The sequence below is a fragment of the Prochlorococcus marinus str. AS9601 genome (genome assembly GCF_000015645.1).
Classification (GTDB): domain Bacteria; phylum Cyanobacteriota; class Cyanobacteriia; order PCC-6307; family Cyanobiaceae; genus Prochlorococcus_A; species Prochlorococcus_A marinus_O.
In genome coordinates, this window is record NC_008816.1 from 239,384 (window position 1) to 256,711 (window position 17,328).

General features: G+C 30.0%; 21 protein-coding genes and 1 tRNA gene. 11 read left to right on the forward strand and 11 right to left on the reverse strand.

Features of this window, described 5'->3' with window-relative positions; genetic code table 11:
* Positions 1 to 89: 89 nt before the first annotated feature.
* The 3 genes from A9601_RS10370 (at position 90) to ileS (ending at position 3,719) form a co-directional block, all read left to right on the forward strand.
* A tRNA-Leu gene (locus tag A9601_RS10370) sits at positions 90 to 171 on the forward strand.
* A gap of 71 nt (positions 172 to 242) precedes the next feature.
* Positions 243 to 692 (forward strand): hypothetical protein, encoded by a 450-nt coding sequence (locus A9601_RS10375; RefSeq protein ID WP_011817730.1) that lies wholly within the window; start codon positions 243 to 245, stop codon positions 690 to 692.
* A gap of 120 nt (positions 693 to 812) precedes the next feature.
* A complete protein-coding gene (gene ileS / locus A9601_RS10380; RefSeq protein ID WP_011817731.1) occupies positions 813 to 3,719 on the forward strand; it encodes an isoleucine--tRNA ligase in 2,907 nt (968 codons plus the stop codon).
* On the opposite strand, the gene A9601_RS10385 is transcribed toward ileS, so the two are convergent.
* Positions 3,716 to 4,051 (reverse strand): hypothetical protein, encoded by a 336-nt coding sequence (locus A9601_RS10385; RefSeq protein ID WP_011817732.1) that lies wholly within the window; start codon positions 4,049 to 4,051, stop codon positions 3,716 to 3,718. The two genes, ileS and A9601_RS10385, sit on opposite strands and share 4 nt — an antisense overlap.
* The gene (locus A9601_RS10390) at positions 4,011 to 4,634 is read right to left on the reverse strand and encodes a DUF3177 family protein (RefSeq protein WP_041484586.1); all 624 of its coding nucleotides are present in this window, start codon (positions 4,632 to 4,634) and stop codon (positions 4,011 to 4,013) included. Before A9601_RS10390 ends, A9601_RS10385 begins: the two co-directional genes overlap by 41 nt.
* Before the next feature lie 120 nt (positions 4,635 to 4,754).
* Between A9601_RS10390 and trmB the strand changes: the two genes are divergently transcribed.
* The gene (trmB, locus tag A9601_RS10395; protein WP_011817734.1) at positions 4,755 to 5,384 is read left to right on the forward strand and encodes a tRNA (guanosine(46)-N7)-methyltransferase TrmB; all 630 of its coding nucleotides are present in this window, start codon (positions 4,755 to 4,757) and stop codon (positions 5,382 to 5,384) included.
* A 7-nt stretch (positions 5,385 to 5,391) separates the two neighbouring features.
* Here the strand turns inward: trmB and A9601_RS10400 are convergent, their stop codons facing one another.
* Positions 5,392 to 6,744, reverse strand: a complete 1,353-nt coding sequence (locus A9601_RS10400) for a phosphoglucosamine mutase (protein WP_011817735.1) — start codon at positions 6,742 to 6,744, stop codon at positions 5,392 to 5,394.
* A gap of 137 nt (positions 6,745 to 6,881) precedes the next feature.
* Here A9601_RS10400 and A9601_RS10405 point away from each other — a divergent pair, with 137 nt between their 5' ends.
* On the forward strand, positions 6,882 to 7,427 hold the full coding sequence (locus A9601_RS10405) for a thioredoxin domain-containing protein (protein ID WP_041484505.1): 546 nt from the start codon (positions 6,882 to 6,884) through the stop codon (positions 7,425 to 7,427).
* A 3-nt stretch (positions 7,428 to 7,430) separates the two neighbouring features.
* Here the strand turns inward: A9601_RS10405 and thyX are convergent, their stop codons facing one another.
* Genes thyX through A9601_RS10420 form a run of 3 tightly spaced genes read right to left on the reverse strand, consistent with a single transcriptional unit; the run spans position 7,431 to position 9,244 of the window.
* On the reverse strand, positions 7,431 to 8,063 hold the full coding sequence (thyX, locus tag A9601_RS10410; protein WP_011817737.1) for an FAD-dependent thymidylate synthase: 633 nt from the start codon (positions 8,061 to 8,063) through the stop codon (positions 7,431 to 7,433).
* A gap of 1 nt (position 8,064) precedes the next feature.
* The gene (gene dcd / locus A9601_RS10415; protein WP_011817738.1) at positions 8,065 to 8,658 is read right to left on the reverse strand and encodes a dCTP deaminase; all 594 of its coding nucleotides are present in this window, start codon (positions 8,656 to 8,658) and stop codon (positions 8,065 to 8,067) included.
* 4 nt (positions 8,659 to 8,662) lie between these two features.
* Positions 8,663 to 9,244: a cob(I)yrinic acid a,c-diamide adenosyltransferase gene (locus A9601_RS10420; protein WP_011817739.1), complete on the reverse strand. Its 582-nt coding sequence runs from the start codon at positions 9,242 to 9,244 to the stop codon at positions 8,663 to 8,665.
* Between the two features lie 200 nt (positions 9,245 to 9,444).
* Between A9601_RS10420 and ntcA the strand changes: the two genes are divergently transcribed.
* Genes ntcA through A9601_RS10435 form a run of 3 tightly spaced genes read left to right on the forward strand, consistent with a single transcriptional unit; the run spans position 9,445 to position 11,622 of the window.
* Positions 9,445 to 10,179, forward strand: a complete 735-nt coding sequence (ntcA, locus tag A9601_RS10425; RefSeq protein ID WP_011817740.1) for a global nitrogen regulator NtcA — start codon at positions 9,445 to 9,447, stop codon at positions 10,177 to 10,179.
* Between the two features lie 39 nt (positions 10,180 to 10,218).
* A complete protein-coding gene (locus A9601_RS10430) occupies positions 10,219 to 11,184 on the forward strand; it encodes a DUF3084 domain-containing protein (RefSeq protein ID WP_011817741.1) in 966 nt (321 codons plus the stop codon).
* Positions 11,185 to 11,622, forward strand: coding sequence for a hypothetical protein (locus A9601_RS10435; protein WP_011817742.1), 438 nt, complete (start codon positions 11,185 to 11,187; stop codon positions 11,620 to 11,622).
* On the opposite strand, the gene A9601_RS10440 is transcribed toward A9601_RS10435, so the two are convergent.
* The 3 genes from A9601_RS10440 to psbH all read right to left on the reverse strand — a co-directional run bounded on the left by A9601_RS10440 (position 11,603) and on the right by psbH (position 12,806).
* Entirely contained in the window at positions 11,603 to 11,860 is a 258-nt protein-coding gene (locus A9601_RS10440; protein WP_011817743.1) for a DUF3146 family protein, read from the reverse strand. The two genes, A9601_RS10435 and A9601_RS10440, sit on opposite strands and share 20 nt — an antisense overlap.
* Positions 11,861 to 11,863: 3 nt before the next feature.
* Positions 11,864 to 12,466, reverse strand: a complete 603-nt coding sequence (gene pth, locus A9601_RS10445) for an aminoacyl-tRNA hydrolase (protein ID WP_011817744.1) — start codon at positions 12,464 to 12,466, stop codon at positions 11,864 to 11,866.
* Positions 12,467 to 12,605: 139 nt separating this feature from the next.
* Positions 12,606 to 12,806: a photosystem II reaction center phosphoprotein PsbH gene (psbH, locus tag A9601_RS10450; protein ID WP_002805661.1), complete on the reverse strand. Its 201-nt coding sequence runs from the start codon at positions 12,804 to 12,806 to the stop codon at positions 12,606 to 12,608.
* A gap of 79 nt (positions 12,807 to 12,885) precedes the next feature.
* Between psbH and psbN the strand changes: the two genes are divergently transcribed.
* From psbN to A9601_RS10465, 3 genes are all read left to right on the forward strand, one after another.
* Complete coding sequence (gene psbN, locus A9601_RS10455; RefSeq protein WP_011817745.1) at positions 12,886 to 13,038, forward strand: photosystem II reaction center protein PsbN; 153 nt, start codon at positions 12,886 to 12,888, stop codon at positions 13,036 to 13,038.
* Between the two features lie 108 nt (positions 13,039 to 13,146).
* Positions 13,147 to 13,275 carry a photosystem II reaction center protein I gene (locus tag A9601_RS10460; RefSeq protein ID WP_002805124.1) on the forward strand — a complete coding sequence of 43 codons (129 nt, stop codon included), beginning with the start codon at positions 13,147 to 13,149 and terminating at the stop codon, positions 13,273 to 13,275.
* Between the two features lie 121 nt (positions 13,276 to 13,396).
* Positions 13,397 to 15,298 (forward strand): DUF3769 domain-containing protein, encoded by a 1,902-nt coding sequence (locus A9601_RS10465; protein ID WP_011817746.1) that lies wholly within the window; start codon positions 13,397 to 13,399, stop codon positions 15,296 to 15,298.
* On the opposite strand, the gene A9601_RS10470 is transcribed toward A9601_RS10465, so the two are convergent.
* Together A9601_RS10470 and leuC are read right to left on the reverse strand one after the other, a co-directional pair.
* Positions 15,299 to 15,922 (reverse strand): 3-isopropylmalate dehydratase small subunit, encoded by a 624-nt coding sequence (locus tag A9601_RS10470; RefSeq protein WP_011817747.1) that lies wholly within the window; start codon positions 15,920 to 15,922, stop codon positions 15,299 to 15,301.
* Positions 15,922 to 17,328, reverse strand: a complete 1,407-nt coding sequence (gene leuC, locus A9601_RS10475) for a 3-isopropylmalate dehydratase large subunit (RefSeq protein ID WP_011817748.1) — start codon at positions 17,326 to 17,328, stop codon at positions 15,922 to 15,924. Before leuC ends, A9601_RS10470 begins: the two co-directional genes overlap by 1 nt.

Consider the following 17,328-nt stretch of genomic DNA (forward strand, 5'->3'; position numbering starts at 1 on the left):
ATTTTTAATTTAATTTTAATGTGTCAAATTAATCATCTTAAGAAAAAAAATTTTTAAAATAAACTTCTTTCAATTATTATTTTATTTGAGCGGTCGTGGCGGAATTGGTAGACGCGCGAGTTTTAGGTACTCGTATCTTCGGGTGTGGGAGTTCAAGTCTCCCCGACCGCACTTAAGGAAATTCTGATAGATAGTTTGTTTATTGATATCAACTCTTATAATTTAATCAAGAAGTTAATTTAATGAATAGTTTGATATTTTATTTAGGAATTTTTTATATAGTAATTGGAACCATTTTTTTAACTGTACCGATACTTTATCTTGAGCTCAGCAAACCGAGAGACCTAATAAAAGCTTTTTTAAATTTATTAGTAGGTTTTATATTAATAATTAAAAATAAAATAATAGAAGAATCCTTTTTTGCAATTTTCCTCTTATTAACAGTACTTGTTATTTTTTATCTAGTAGAGATTTTTTTATCTAGATGGTTCCAATTGACGGAAATCGAAAAGAAAAAATTAACTACATTTTTGGAATTTAAAAATAACTTTTCGAAAATCTTAGAAGCTATTAATCTGGGATTTGGTAGTTTTACGAAACTTTCAAATTTTTTTAATTTTGGCAGTAAAAATAAAAATACAACTCAAAAAAAGTGGGTAAGAAATGATAAAAATGATAATATAAAAGTCTGAAATCATATACACTGGTTACTTGAAACTTCTCGAAAAAACTAAAGGTCAATTAAGAAAGAATATAATGAATTAAATTTATTTAAATAATTCTTTTGATCACCAATATTTCCATATCGTCGTATGAAATCTCAAAATAGCAAAGAACAAAAATCAGACTTTTCTTATAAAGAAACTTTAAATTTACTTAAAACTGACTTCTCAATGCGAGCAAACTCAGTTGTAAGAGAACCTGAGATTCAGAATTTTTGGGCTAAAAATAATATTGATTTCAAATTAGGGTCAAATAATTCAGGAGAAATATTTACATTACATGATGGCCCCCCTTATGCAAATGGAGCTCTTCATATGGGTCATGCCCTTAATAAAGTGTTAAAAGACATAATAAATAAGTATAAAACTTTAAGAGGATTTAGGGTGCATTACGTACCTGGTTGGGACTGTCATGGATTACCTATTGAATTAAAAGTTCTTCAGAATTTAAAATCTGATGAAAGAAAAAATCTTGACACTTTAAATCTAAGAAAAAAAGCAACAGATTATGCTCATATCCAAATTAATAATCAAATGGAGGGTTTCAAAAGGTGGGGCATATGGGGAGATTGGGATAACCCTTACTTAACCCTCAAGAAAAGTTATGAATCTGCTCAGATTGGAGTATTTGGGAAGATGTTTTTAAATGGCTATATATATCGAGGTCTTAAACCTGTGCATTGGAGCCCAAGTTCGAGGACTGCACTTGCAGAAGCAGAATTAGAATATCCTGATGAACATTATTCAAAAAGTATTTATATTTCTTTAAAAATAACAAAAATATCTGAGGAAATTTTATTAAATTTTGTCCAAGAAAATCTTAATATTAAAAGAGAATTTTTTGAAAATAATTCTTTCATAACTATTTGGACTACTACTCCTTGGACTATACCTGCAAATGAAGCAGTTGCAGTAAATCCAAAAATAAAGTATGTTTTTGCTATCGATGAAGAGAAACGAATTTACCTTTTTGCAAAAGATTTATCTACTGAAATAAGTAATAAATTTAATAAAGATTTAAAGGTGCTTTTAGAGGTTAAGGGCTCTCAATTAGAAAATATTGAATATCAACATCCTTCTAAAAATAAAAATTGCAGAATTGTAATTGGTGGAGATTATATTACTACAGAATCAGGTACTGGAATTGTTCATACCGCCCCTGGTCATGGAGTAGATGATTTTAATGTGGGTCAAAAATATGATTTACCCATAACATGTGTTGTTGATGAAAAAGGTAATTTAAATGAATATTCTGGTCAATTCCAAGGATCAAATGTTCTTAAAGATGCAAATGATTTAATTATTGAATATCTAAAGGGTAATAATTTGCTTCTATTACAAGAAAATTATAAGCATAGATATCCGTATGATTGGAGAACTAAAAAACCAACTATTTTTAGGGCAACAGAACAATGGTTTGCATCTGTAAATGGCTTTAGATCATCCGCATTACAGGCAATCGAAGATGTTGAATGGATGCCAGCAACTGGAAAGAAAAGAATTTATTCTATGGTTGTTGGTAGAGGAGATTGGTGTATTTCAAGACAAAGGTCATGGGGAGTCCCAATTCCAGTTTTTTATAAAAAAAATGGTAATGATATTCTTCTTAACAGCGAGATAATTAATCATATTCAAGAACTTTTTAGCGAACATGGAGCAGATATTTGGTGGGATTGGGATGTTAAGAATCTATTGCCAGAAAAATATGCAAGAGAATCGGATCTATGGAAAAAAGGAACAGATACAATGGATGTCTGGTTCGATTCAGGATCTAGCTGGGCCGCAGTATGTGAACTAAGAAGTGAATTAAAGTATCCAGCCGATCTTTATTTAGAGGGATCAGATCAACATCGAGGATGGTTTCAGTCTTCTTTGCTAACATCTGTAGCAGTCAATAATAAACCTCCATATAAAAAAGTTTTAACGCACGGTTTTGCACTTGATGAAAACGGAAGAAAAATGAGTAAATCTTTAGGGAATGTTGTTGATCCAAATATAATTATTAATGGAGGTAACAATAAAAAAACTGAACCTGCTTACGGCGCTGATGTTTTAAGGCTATGGGTAAGCTCTGTAGATTATTCAGTTGATGTTCCAATTGGTTCAAATATACTCAAGCAACTTGCAGACGTTTATAGAAAAGTTCGAAATACTGCAAGATATCTTCTAGGTAATATTCATGATTATGATCCAAATATTGATAGTTATGAAATTGATCAGTTACCTCTCCTAGATCAATGGATGTTAGGCAGGTTAGTTGAGGTTACAGATCAAATATCAAATGCTTATGAAAATTATGAATTTTCAAAATTTTTTCAAATCTTACAAAGTTTTTGTGTTGTTGATCTATCAAATTTTTATTTGGATATTGCGAAGGATAGGTTATATGTAAGTTCTAAATCACAATTTAGAAGAAGATCATGCCAGTTTGTTATGTCAAAAGTTGTTGAAAATTTAGCCGTACTTATTTCTCCAGTGCTTTGTCATATGGCTGAGGATATTTGGCAAAATATTCCATATTTAACTAAAGAAAAATCAGTATTTCAAAGGGGATGGCCAATATTTGCACAGTCATGGAAAAATCAAATTCTTAATGAGCATATTGCAAATTTAAGAAATTTGAGAGTTGAAATTAATAAAGCTATAGAAGGATGTAGGAACAAACAAATAATTGGAGCAGCTTTAGAAACTGAAGTTAATTATTTGCCTGAAGATAAAGTTGTAAAAGATTCACTAATTTGGCTACAGGAATTTGGCAGTCAAGATGTAGATTTATTTAGGGATTGGCTTATAGTGTCAAACTTTCAAGTGGTATCCGATTTGGTAGAGAATTCTCTAATTATAGATAATAATGCACTTGGTAAGATTCAGATAATAAAAGCACAGGGACAAAAATGTGATAGATGTTGGCATTATCAAAAAGAAACTTTTAATGGAATTCAAAATACAAAATTATGTAAAAGATGTTCAAATATTATTAATCTTGAATTTACTTAAATCCAGTTTTTTTTATTTAGAAAGAAAACTGAGTTTTGATTTTCTCTTATAAAATTATCTTCGGTTTCTAATAAGGGTGCTTTATAAAGTTTAAATTTGGTGATTACATATTGAGATTCTATAACTTTCTTTTCTAAATCTATTTCAATTGGATGAGTTGTAGAGCTGCTAAAACCTTTGAAAATTATTATTTCTAATTGTTCTTTGTGATTTTCTTTTAGAATAAAACCTTCTAGTTTAATTATCCTATTAGGTATCTCGGAACTTATTTTTTCAAGATTATTTATTAAATCAATTTCTGCCATTTTGAGAGAAGCAAGAGTTTCTTCCATTTTTAGGTAATTTGATTATTGACCATTGAATAAGGCCTAAAGCATAAATTAATAATGAAATTAATCCTAAAAATTTCGCTATCGGCTGAGTAAAGTTGGCTCCGAAGAAAAAGTTGAATAAATTTTTTATAAAAATATATAAATTTGAAGAAGGCTGAAGCCATATTGCACATGCATCTGAATTAATAAAAGAAAAGCAGTTAAAGTTTAGTAAGCTCTGAATTAGAAAATTGAGAGATATAAAAGTTACCGTCCATCTCCATATTTTTGTCGTTGTTGTAAGAGAGTAAGAAAAATCATATTCTCTTAATTCATCATTAATATCCTTCCAAAACCAAACTGAAACTGTGATTAATAATGTTGAAATATTTGTTATCACAAGAGCATTATTATACTTACCAATTAAAAGTAGAAGGCTTATAAAAAATAAAAGGGATATTTTCCAATACATTGATAGAAGTTTAATAACTGCTTTATTTCTTTTTTTAATTGACCAGAGGGATAGAGTTGTAGGTATACCAATAAGGAAAACTATTGAAAGTTGAAAGGATAGCCAAATAGAAAGTTGATTAAAAACGTTCAAAACTTTTTTTTTAAATACATAATAATTAAACATCAAACTGTTACTTTTGAACTCACTATTGTCATAGTTATGAATATTATGCATCCTTATATTATTGCCTAAAAATATATTAATAATCGTATGAGACAGCATGTTAATCCGCTTAGTATTAATTTCAATCAAATTGAGAGAATACCATCTTTGGGTGAAATGTTTGGTGATTCTAAATTAAATCTTCATTTGGATATAGGCTGTGCTGCTGGAGAGTTTTTATTCGATTTAGCTTTAGTAAATACTAGTTGGAATTATTTAGGAATCGAAATCCGTGAGAAATTAGTCAAAAATGCTAAATTAAAAGTACTTGAAAGTGAAATCAAAAATTTATATTTTTTATTTGGTAATGCTAATAATATTTTGAATGATGTCCAAAGTGAATTGATTATTAAAAATTTAAAAAGTATTTCTTTTTATTTTCCTGATCCATGGTTTAAAAAGAGACATTATAAAAGGCGTGTCATTCAGCCAGAATTTATTAATATTCTCTCTAATTTATTGCAAAAAGGTACCTTAATTTTTATAAAAACAGATGTAAAGGATTTATTTGATTATATGGATTACACTATTTCTAATAATTTTTATTTTAAAACGATAGATAAAAAAGATTTTAATTATTCTGAAAGTTTTAATCCAAATAAAGTGAAAACTAATCGGGAAAAGTATGTGATTAATAATCAACTTGATATTTTTGAAAGGATTTATATAAAAATTTGATTCATTTTTAATTTATTATTTTATTAATTTCTAAACTGAGTTTGTTTGTTATTTCGCTTGATAAAGAATTAACTTTCTTATGACTTTTGGCCTCAACAAGAACTCTAATTAAGGGTTCTGTGCCACTAGGCCTTATATAAACTCTACAATTATGGGAATATAATGCTTGAAAATTTTCTATTGTTTTATCAATTAAGATTTTGGCTTTTAGACTTAATTTATTAATATTAAAATTTAATTTGATATTGGTTAGTTTCTGAGGAAAAGGTTCGAAACTACTTTTAAGCCAATCATTTAAATTAATATTTTTCTTTTTACAATATTTAGAAATTTGAAGTGCAGTCAATATCCCATCTCCAGAAAAATTATTAATTTTCGAAAGTATATGACCTGACTGCTCACCTCCTAAAACAGCTCTTTTTTCTTTAATTGCCTCATGCACATATTTATCTCCTACATCAGTTCTATATAAAACTCCTCCAATTTTCTTCCATGCCTTTTCAAAACCTAAGTTTGCCATTTGCGTTGATATTAGTAAATTATTTGTGAGAATTTTTTGTTCCATAAGTTCTCTCCCCCAAAGAAAGAGAATGTGATCTCCATCCAATACATTGCCTTTTGAATCTATTCCAATTACTCTATCGGCATCTTCGTCGAAGCTAAAACCCATATCTGCAGGACTCTCTTTTAATGCTTTTTTTAATGGTGCTAGGTTAGTAGAACCACAATTCATATTAATTTTAGACCCATTTTTTGAATTATTGATAACTCTTACATCAGCACCAAGAGACTGAAAAATTTCTTTTGCGCAGGTTGTTGCTGATCCATAGCATGTGTCTAATATTATTTTTAAGCCACTAAGGTTTTCCCCATCCATTGCTTGGACTAAACTTTTAATATAAATATCCATAAGATTTTTATTTGTATTTAGGGGGATCACTTTTGTAGGAACTGATATATTTTGATTTGTTTCTTCAATTAATTTTTGAATTTTATTTTCAAAATATCTGGTAATTTTTTGACCATTATGATCAAAAATTTTTATGCCATTATATTCTGGCGGATTATGACTTGCAGATATCATGATCCCGCTACTTAGATTCTCTTTTTTGATCAAAAAAGGTATTGCTGGGGTAGGGCAGATTCCTAGATTTATAAATTTTTTGCCACTTTCATTTATTCCTTGTGTTATTGCCTGAAGAAGAATATCTCCACTAATTCGCGTATCTCTCCCTATTAATATTGGACTTTTCTTCTTTAAAGTCGAACCTAGAGCATACCCTACTTTGTAAGCTAGAGAATAAGTTAACTCTTCATTAAATCTGCCTCTTATTCCATCTGTTCCAAAGATTGATTGCATAATTAGATTTCAGGAATCAAAGAAATTTTGATAATTATTCAGTTCTTATTTTATCAGTAGATTAAAAGCTGGTAGATTTCAATTCTCTTTATTTGTTGAACTTATTTAAGATGTTCTTAGTTAGTAATACTTGAATAGTGCAATCTGAGAGTCAAGACCAAATTTTAAAGTCAAATTTAAAAATAATATTTATTTTGATTATATCTATTGTTATGATTTCATTGCTTTTGTTTAAAAATTTCTTTTTTAGATCAACTTATCTTTTAAAGAGTTTTGGAGAATTATCCGTTGACCCTGAAATAGCTTTTGTAAATAATAAGCCTACATTTCTGGAATTTTATGCTGAGTGGTGTGAAGTTTGCAAAGAAACGGCTCCACAAGTTTCTGCTTTTAAAGATGAATATGAAAAAGATATTAATTTTGTTTTTTTAAATGTTGATAATCAAAAATGGGGTAATTACATTCAGAAGTTTGCCGTCAACGGGATTCCTCAAGTTAATCTTTTTGATAAAAAGGGTAATCTAATTTCTACTTTTATTGGTAAACAAGACGAAATAAAAATAAGAGAATCTATTAATAATTTAAAAAAAGGAGAGAAACCCTTTGAGGAGATTATTAATTCTGAATTTTCAATCATTCAAGAAAATAAAAATAATGAGGTTAGTCCTCGTAGTCATGGATAATTTTTACCATGCTAAAGATTTTGATACAATCGGAAAACTTTGTTTAAAAATAGACTTGCAATTTTGGGCTATAGACTTATGTTCTTTTTGGGTGCCGTGAGCTGATCTTAAATGAATGTAATGTATCCACGATCTGCATGATCCAGTCATATATATTCTTGTCGGAGTAGCTAATGGTAAAACAAATCTCGCACATTCTTTCGCTACACCTTCAGCAAGTAAATCTTCATATAATTCTGAAGCTGCCTGAAAATGCAAACCAATTTTTTCATTGAATCTTTGTTTTAACTCATCAGGGAGATCAGGGATTGAATTTTGCCTATTTTTAAAATCTTGACGTCTCAACTCTGGTAAGGGAATATTTCCCAATTGAGAACTATCTGCATATCTCTGCGAAAATTCCTGGAAAGTAAATGATCTATGTCTTAAAATTTGGGCAGCTATTCCCCTGTTAGTTTCTATTTGTAATGTCATAAATGACTGTTCAAAAACACTCCAATGTTCATTTTTAATGCAATAACTCAATAATTTCGAATAGTCCTCATTTTCCTGATTTTTTGGGTTACTAACTCTTGCAATGTAAGCCATTGTTTTTTCTGCATCAGGTGTTAGCGAAATTAGTTCAACTTTACTCATTTTAGATCTTTGCTAAAGTCACTTTTTCTGGTTGGTTTTGATATTTACCTCTTCTATCTTCGTAGGTCGTAGAGCAAGGATCACCTTCAAAAAAGAGTAGTTGGCAAATGCCCTCTTCAGCATAAATTCTGCAATCTGCTCCTGAACTATTACTGAACTCTAAAGTTAGATGACCTTCCCATCCTGCTTCTGCGGGAGTTGTATTAACAATAATTCCTAGCCTTGCGTAAGTACTTTTCCCTATACAGATTACAGTTATATTTTCCGGTACTTTCATCTTCTCTAAAGCCACTCCTAAGCCATAGGAGTGAGCAGGAAGAATAAAAAAGTCTCCATCATTATCATGGTGAAGGACAGTTTTTTCTAAATTGTTAGGATTAAAATTTTTGGGATTCATGACAGTACCAGGAACATGTCTGAAAATTAGGAATTCTTTTGATGAAAGTCTTAAATCATAGCCATAGGAAGAACATCCGTAACTCAAAACGGGCTTTTGTTTATTGTCAGGCTCAAGGTGCCTCACTAAATTTGATTGAAAGGGCTTTATCATTCCTTCCGAGGCTTTTTGATTTATCCAGAGATCATTTTTTAGCATTTTTTTATGAGCGAAGTTCTGTAATTTGGTTGGCCATTAATAATAAATCTTTAGGAATATCTGTACCAGTAAGGATTACATCTCCTGATATAAATCGGTTTTCAAGTGTTGAAATCAAATCATCTTTATCGATTATTTTCATGTCAAGAGCTAAAAAAATTTCATCAAGTATGATTTGGTCGTTCTTGCCGGACTGTAGTTCTTTTTTACAAAAATTCCATAATTCAATAGTTGATTCATGAATAGATTTTTTTAAATTTTTATTATTTTTAATTGCTTCAGAATTATATTGATCAAAGGAATGTGATGATCTTACCCAAGTTAAATTGCCGCATAACGTTTCTGGATTATCAACTCCCTGCTTTACCCCTCCTTTCATAAATTGTATTAGGAGCACTCTCCTGCCTAGAGCCGCATTTCTTAGAGAGTCTCTAATGATAGATGTATAGCTTCCTCGATATGAGGATTGATAGATTTGAATTTGCCCGTTTTGTGTCAATCTTTTATCATTAATTTTTTTAGAAGTATTTATATTTACAACATCAAGATTATTTTTTGAATAAATATGAGATGAACTAATTACCATTATTTAGATTCTTTCTACATGCAGTATAATTAGTTTCTATTGACGCTGCATATAGTGTAATTTTACTTAAAAAAAGAGTTAAGCAAGTGAAAAATAACTGAAAGAGGCTTATTGATAATCTAATAAGAATTGAAAACTGTTACTGTTGATACAAGATATTTTAGAGTGTCTTCTTAAATTTTTTAATAGTCAAGATATTTATGATACCTGCTTCACGAGGATTCAATCGCTTTAGTTCGCAACAGTCAGGACAAAGTAAAATAAATTCTGTTGGAGAACGTTTTCCAATTAATAGAACTTTAATGGAAGTTATTAAAGGTCTAGATGGTGCAAGCACAGAAATGATTGAGAGATCGAAAACAATATTCTTCCCTGGTGACCCTGCTGAAAGGGTTTATCTAATAAGAAGAGGAGCAGTAAGACTGTCAAGAGTTTATGAGTCAGGTGAAGAAATAACTGTTGCTCTTTTAAGAGAGAATAGTCTCTTTGGTGTTTTATCTCTTCTAACAGGCCATAGATCTGATCGTTTCTATCATGCAATAGCATTCACAAGAGTAGAAATGATAACGGCACCGGCAAATTCGGTTTTAAGAGCTATAGAGGAAGATGCATCAGTCGGACTATTACTTTTACAGGGGCTATCAAGTAGGATACTGCAAACTGAAACAATGATAGAAACTCTTACACATAGAGATATGTCTTCTCGTTTAGTAAGTTTTTTAATGGTTCTTTGTAGAGACTTTGGAGTTGCAGGTGAAAAAGGGATTACAATAGACTTAAGGCTTTCACATCAGGCAATTGCTGAAGCTATTGGTTCGACAAGGGTAACCATTACAAGATTATTGGGAGATTTAAAGGATTCAGGGCTTCTTAATATTGAAAGAAAAAAGATCACAGTTTTCGATCCAATTGCTCTTGCAAAAAGATTTAATTGATTCATCATAAATTATGATGTACTGAGTTTATGCAAAAGTGTGGCTTGGATTTTAATTGTTTTTTTAATATTACTCGGGGGATTAATTGCACCATTTGGGGATATTCTTGGAACAAAGATTGGTAAAGCAAGATTTAGCATCTTAAAGTTAAGACCTAAAAAAACAGCGACTATAATAACCATTATTACCGGTGGTTTTATTAGTTCAATATCGATAGGGTTATTGATTTTAGTTAGTGAAGAATTCAGGCAAAGGCTTTTTGTTGATATACCTTTTTTGCAAAAAACTCTAGATGAAAGTAAAAAGGCTTTAATCCCTTTACAGGAAGAACGAAAAGAACTTGAAGGTAAAATTATTCAAAAAGAAAAAGATTTAAATCAATTAAAAAATAATATTAAAGAATTTAGGAGAGGAAATATTGTTATTAGGAGAGGACAAACTTTATTTATTGCAGAGCTTAATTCCAACTCAAATGTAAAACTAGACTTAACAAAAATCTATAATGAAGCTGATAAATTTGTCAGGAAAATTGTTATCCCAACTAATAAAGAAGCAAAAAATATTCTTTTGTGGAGACCAAGTGATATCACAAAAATTGAGACAATAGCTGCTAGAAATGGCAACTGGATTTTATTAATTAAATCAGCAACAAATGTTTTAAAAGGGGATAATTATGTTTTTGTATCTCCTGATTTATTAGAGAATAAATTTATAGTCAAAAAAGGAGAAGTGATTACAAGTTCAATATTGTTAGAAAGTGATTTAAATATTAAATCAATAAATTTAAAAATTAAATCATTACTTAGAGAAACAAGGGATGTAATTAAGTCAAAAGGATCACAAGTTAGTGAAATCAAGACAAATGGAAATTTTGTAAAAAGAATTAGAGACTTTCTTCAAGAAAATCAAAATATCAAATTTAAGTTAGAAGTAGTATCTTTGAGAGATAGTAAAACTGTAGAACCCATAGTTGTTGAGATTAATATTTTAAAAATTGTATCCTAAATGCCTAAAGTTATAACTATTGATCCAGGGCGGAATAAATGCGGCTTAGTCTTAGCTGAAATAAGTCAAAAAAAGGTTTATGAAGCGATCATTCTTAAAAGTGAATTTCTTGAGAATTATGTCAGAAATTTAACTAATGCCGAAGACATATTCCAAATTATTATTGGCAATGGCACTTCCAGTAAAGATATCAAAGAAAAACTATATTTTTTTAAAAAAGAAATAATAACTTTTGAGGAAAAAAATACTACCTTCAGGGCTAAAGCAAGATATTTCGAACTTTTTCCAATTAGTGGTATTAAGTTTTTAATTCCTAGAGAGATTTTTATTCTTAATAAAAATCTTGATGCGATATCAGCTTTGATAATTTTAGAAGATTATTGCAAAATAAAGTTTACTTTGAATAAAAATATGGATTTTAAAACTTGGCTGAAATAGTAAACTTATATTCATTCCCTGCTTCTAGTTCATAATCTTTTTTCAATAAAAATCTTAGTAAGGCATCCTCAATTAATGCTCTTCCCAAAGGTGGATTTACCTTTAATAAACCTTTATTAAAGGACCATGTAAAAGTCCATTTAAATTGACTAGCTTCCACAACCCCCTGAATTTGCTTTTTTGTGAAGCAATATTCCTTAACATTTACACTGGCAATAGTTTCAGGTTTTGAATGCATTTCTTAAGGTTGGTCTTTATCAAAAGAATTTAGTTCATTAATTATATATTCTTCTTTTTTAGTATTTATTTGTTCCAGGGATTCTATTACTCTGCTATACACTTTATCTAATATTGATTTTTCATCTAAAGAAATATTTCCTAATACATGAGAAATGGTATTGAAATGATTTTTTCCATTTGTAATAGGAGGTGAACCTATACCAATTCTTATTCTCTTAAAATTTTGTGTTTGCAATTGTTCAATGATGCTTTTAAGCCCGTTATGTCCACCTGAGCTACCTTTTCTTCTAAATCTTATTTTCCCAAGGGGAAGATCTTTATCATCGACTATTATCAAAATCTGATCTAAATTTATTTTGTACCAATCAACTATTGCTCGGACAGCATCTCCACTGTTATTCATAAATGTATTTGGTAAAAATAACTTGAAAGTAGAATTATTGATTTGAAATTCTGAGCAGGAACTTTTAAGCTTATCTTTTAATAGAAAATTTGAATTATATTTTTTCGAAAAACTTTCAAGTAGTAAGAAACCTATATTATGTCTACTGTTGAAATATTTTTTACCAGGATTCCCTAGTCCAATTAAATATATTTCATTCATGATTTATTTCTAAATCTCTATTAATGGAAAATTATGAGTATATATAAACTATAACTAATCAATAAAGACAAAAATTTTTAAAAGTTATTTAGCAAACTTCACATAAGCCAAATAACTTTTTGAGAAAAATTTGTGAAATTTAGTTTCCGTTCCAATCTACTGAGAAGCCTTGTAGTAATAAGGATTGGTTATAAATTTGTAGAAGGATAACTAAAAAAACAAGAAGCAGTAGTCCTATTACAGTCATAACAGGAACTGCTCCCCAACCAGGTACTACTTTTCCTTGACCTGAATTGCCAATTGCTTTTAGAAGACTGCCTAATGCTGTTTTTTGACCCATTTGAATTCACAAAATCGAATATTATTTCGCTATTGTATAAGAACTTATACATAAATTGTTTACAAACTTAGCAAAATTGATGCAAACTTTATCATCTGCTCCAGATCCTGCAGTTTCCATAGCAGTAACAATTCTGGCATTACTTCTGGCTTTAACCGGTTTTGGTCTTTGGACTGCTTTTGGACCCAAAGCCGCAAAGCTTACCGATCCTTGGGATGATCATGATGATTAATCTCCATTAAAGTATTTCAAAATTTTCCAAAAATACAAAAAGTAAACATTTACTCATAGTTTAACTATAAATTTAATAAGATATAAACCTGTCAGCACAAGTAATTCTATGCTCGCCTTAAAAATTTCTGTTTACACCATTGTTTTCTTCTTTGTTGGAATTTTTCTTTTCGGATTTTTAGCAAGTGACCCAACAAGAACGCCAAACAGAAAAGACTTAGAAAGTCCTCAAGATTAATCTCTTTACTAATTAATCTCTTTATTAAATTTTCAAATTGATTTCTGGAATTTCAAAAAAGGTAATATTTTTCTCTTTTCTTTTTATTAATTTCCTACAGCTATCGAAATCAGCTGAGTTTGTGAAAATTAATAAAAATATCAATAATCAAAATAGCAAATTTATTTGGATAAATACTTTTGAAGAGACTTTATCAAGTTCATCCGAAATTTCTGTTGAAAATACGTCCTATGTAAATTTATCAAAAGAAAATCTTGATTTATTTTTAATGGCTAAAGCCGAAAAGCAAGAAGAGTTAATAATACAATCTGATAAACAGTCTGAAATAAATGATGTTATTTATGCAGAGGGAAATGTATACGTCTCTTATAGAGGCAAACTGCTTAAGGCAGATACTTTGATTTACGATAAGTTAAATAAAAAATTTAGTGCTAAAGGAAATATATCTTTGGAATTAGGGGATCAATTCTTCAATGTTGCCCAACTAGAATACAGCTTTATAACTAAAAAGGGTTATTTATTAGATGTCAAGGGATCTATTAATACTAATACTTTGATGGATGACTTATCCTCAAATTTCAGTGTTTCAGATATTAAGAAGGTAGACCGTTTACTAAAAATAAAAAAAAATGAAGTTTTGTATACCCCCAATAAGGTTGAGAATTGGTTGTTTAACACAGATAAGATGACTATAGATGGGGGGACATGGAAAAGTAAGAAGGCTTTTTTTAGTAATGATTTACTAGATTCAAATCAATTAAAATTAGCAGTTAATTCATTAGAGGTTTATCCTCGAGATGAAAAATTACGATTTAAGTCTTCATTAAATTATTTAATACTTGACGAGAAAGTATCAATTCCTTTTTGGTTAGGTGATAGAGCTTTTGACTTTAATAATTCTAAGATTAATAACAGATGGAATTTAGGATATGAAAATTTAGATAAAGATGGTTATTTTATTGGCAGAAAATTAAACTCTATAGCAATAAACAATAATTTTATCCTCGATCTAGAGCCGCAATTCTTAATTCAACGCTCATTAAAAGGATATACAAAAAGTTTTGTTAAAAAGGATGAATCAATAACTTCAGAGAAGGTCAGGAGAAATACAAGTTTTGAAGACTATTTAGCTCTAAGATCTCAGATAAAAGGCACGATAAAAAATTGGTATATAGAAATAGACAAGAATTTAAATTCTCTTGATTTTGATAAATTTTCAGATGCATTTAGATTTAAAACTGAATTGAGTAAAGAAATTGATCTATTAGATTCAAAATGGGAAAAAAGTTTTTATGGAGTTTATAGAGAGAGGTTCTGGAATGGTTCATTGGGTGAAGCAGAAATCTACTCAGGTTATGGTTCAAAATTGCAAAAAGAAAATAATTGGATTACTGATGGCATTAAAAAGTCAGAATTTTTATCTTTCGATCTAGCCAACATAACAGCTGAGGCTTTAAATAGTAAAAATCTGGTAACTAACCTAAAAGGTAATTTGTTTTATTCTCTTGATCAGAATTTTCCAATTAGTATTGTAAATCCAAAAAAGAAATCTATTGATATTTCATATAAGTACATTCCTGAACCAATCACAAAAGGATTAAGTCTTAATACAAGATTAGAAGCATCATATTCTTTCTATGAAACTGGAGATCATCAAGAATATTTAGGGCTAGGTATAGGCCCAGAATTAATATTTGGTAATTTTAAAAACAAAACTTTTGACTATACTCGTATAAGTCTTTTACCTTTCTATAAATTTAATAGTGGCGAAAGCGTTTTTAAGTTTGATCAGAATTATGAGAACTTTACCTTAAATATTACTTATGATCAGCAATTATATGGACCAATTATTCTTAAAAGTTTTGGAATTTTAAACTTAACAAACGATTCAAATGATTATGGTGAATTTATTGACTCTAAAATTTCTTTAAATTGGAAAAAAAGATCCTATGAAGTTGGTATTTTTTATCAACCTCATAATCAAGCTGGAGGTATTTCTTTTAGTCTCTCTGGATTTAAATAGTCATAACAAATTAGTATTAAATTTTATATAAGGTAATTGGGTAAATTTATTTTCTATTAAATTTTCATTCTCAAGCAGTGTTGAAGTAGCATCCCATTCCCCTGACAAAAACATTTTTCTTGAGCTTTCCTTAATCTCAAGATTGAAATTTAAATCTTTTGATTTTGCTAAGGACTTTTTCAGATCAATTTCTAAAAATAAAAATTTATCATCTTTATGTTTTTGAATTTTTTGTATTAACTCTTTCGTAAGCGTAAAACATGGAATTCCAATTGCTATACAATTACTATAAAAAATATCAGCGAAACTCTCGCCTATAATTGCTTTTATGCCCCATCTCAGAAGTGCTTGGGGAGCATGTTCTCTACTGGAACCACATCCGAAATTGCTATTAACAACTAGTATTGAGGCATTTTTGTTTTCCTCTAGATCAAAAGGGTGCCTTCCCTTTAAATTTTTTCTATCATCTGCAAAAACAGATTCACCCAATAAATCAAAGTTAACACACTTCAAAAAACGAGCTGGAATTATTCGGTCTGTATCAATATCATTACCAATCAATGGGATACATTGCCCGTTAATATTTGAAATTTTTCCAATTGGAGGGGTAAACTCTGATTTCATCAGTTGATAAATTCTCTAACGTCACTAACTTTGCCATTAATTGCAGCAGCAGCAACCATTGCTGGACTCATGAGCAGTGTTCTCCCACTGGGAGATCCTTGCCTACCCTTGAAATTTCTATTACTAGAACTAGCACTAACTTGATTACCTATTAGCTTATCTGAATTCATTGCTAAACACATTGAGCAGCCAGGCTCTCTCCATTGAAATCCAGAATCCTTAAATATCTCATCAAGACCTTCTTGTTTTGCTTCAGTTGCCACTTTTTCTGAACCTGGTACTACAAATGCTTTAACATTCTTAGATACTTTTTTGTTTTTTAATACTCTAGCTGCAACTCTTAAGTCACTGATTCTTCCATTTGTGCAGCTACCTATGAAACAAACATCAACAGGAGTATCTTTGATATATTGCCCTGGCTTGAAACTCATATATTCATAAGCCTCTTTTGCAACTAATTTATCATTTGGGGACAAGTCATCTAAAAGAGGGATTTGTTGATTAATGCTTATACTTTGGCCAGGAGTAATCCCCCAGGTTACGGTTGGCTCCACTTTAGAAGCATCTAATTTAATTACATCATCATAAATTGAATTTTCATCGCTTTTTAATGATTTCCACCATGTTAGTGCTTTATCCCAATACTCATTTTTAGGAGCACATAATTTATCTTTAATATAACTAAATGTTTTTTCATCAGGATTGATGTAACCGCATCTTGCTCCTCCTTCAATAGACATATTGCATATCGTCATCCTTTCTTCCATTGATAATTCATCTATAGCAGGTCCTGCGAATTCATATGCGAAACCTACTCCTGCTTTTACACCAAGTTCATTAATGATATGAAGTACTAAATCCTTAGCAAAAACACCCTTTGATAATTTATTATCACACCAAATCTGCCTTACTTTCAATTTGTTCATGGCTATGGTTTGGGTAGCAAGAACGTCTCTTACTTGACTTGTACCTATCCCAAAAGCAATTGACCCAAAAGCTCCATGAGTTGAAGTATGAGAATCTCCGCAAGCGATTGTCATCCCTGGCTGAGTAAGCCCTAATTCTGGTGCTACTACATGAACTATTCCTTGATTACCACTACCAATATTAAAAAATCTTATTTTATGCTCTAAGCAGTTCTTCTCAAGTGTTTCAATCATCTGTTCAGCGAGATTATCTTTGAAAGGCCTGCTCTGATTGTCTGTGGGCACAATATGATCAACGGTAGCAACAGTTCTATCAGGGAATTTAACTTTTAAGTTTTTGTCTTTTAAAGCGCCAAATGCTTGAGGACTTGTAACTTCATGGATAAGGTGAAGACCAATTAATATTTGATCGGATCCACCTGGAAGTCTTGAAACTTTGTGTAAATCCCAAACTTTATCAAATAAGGTATCTTGACTCAA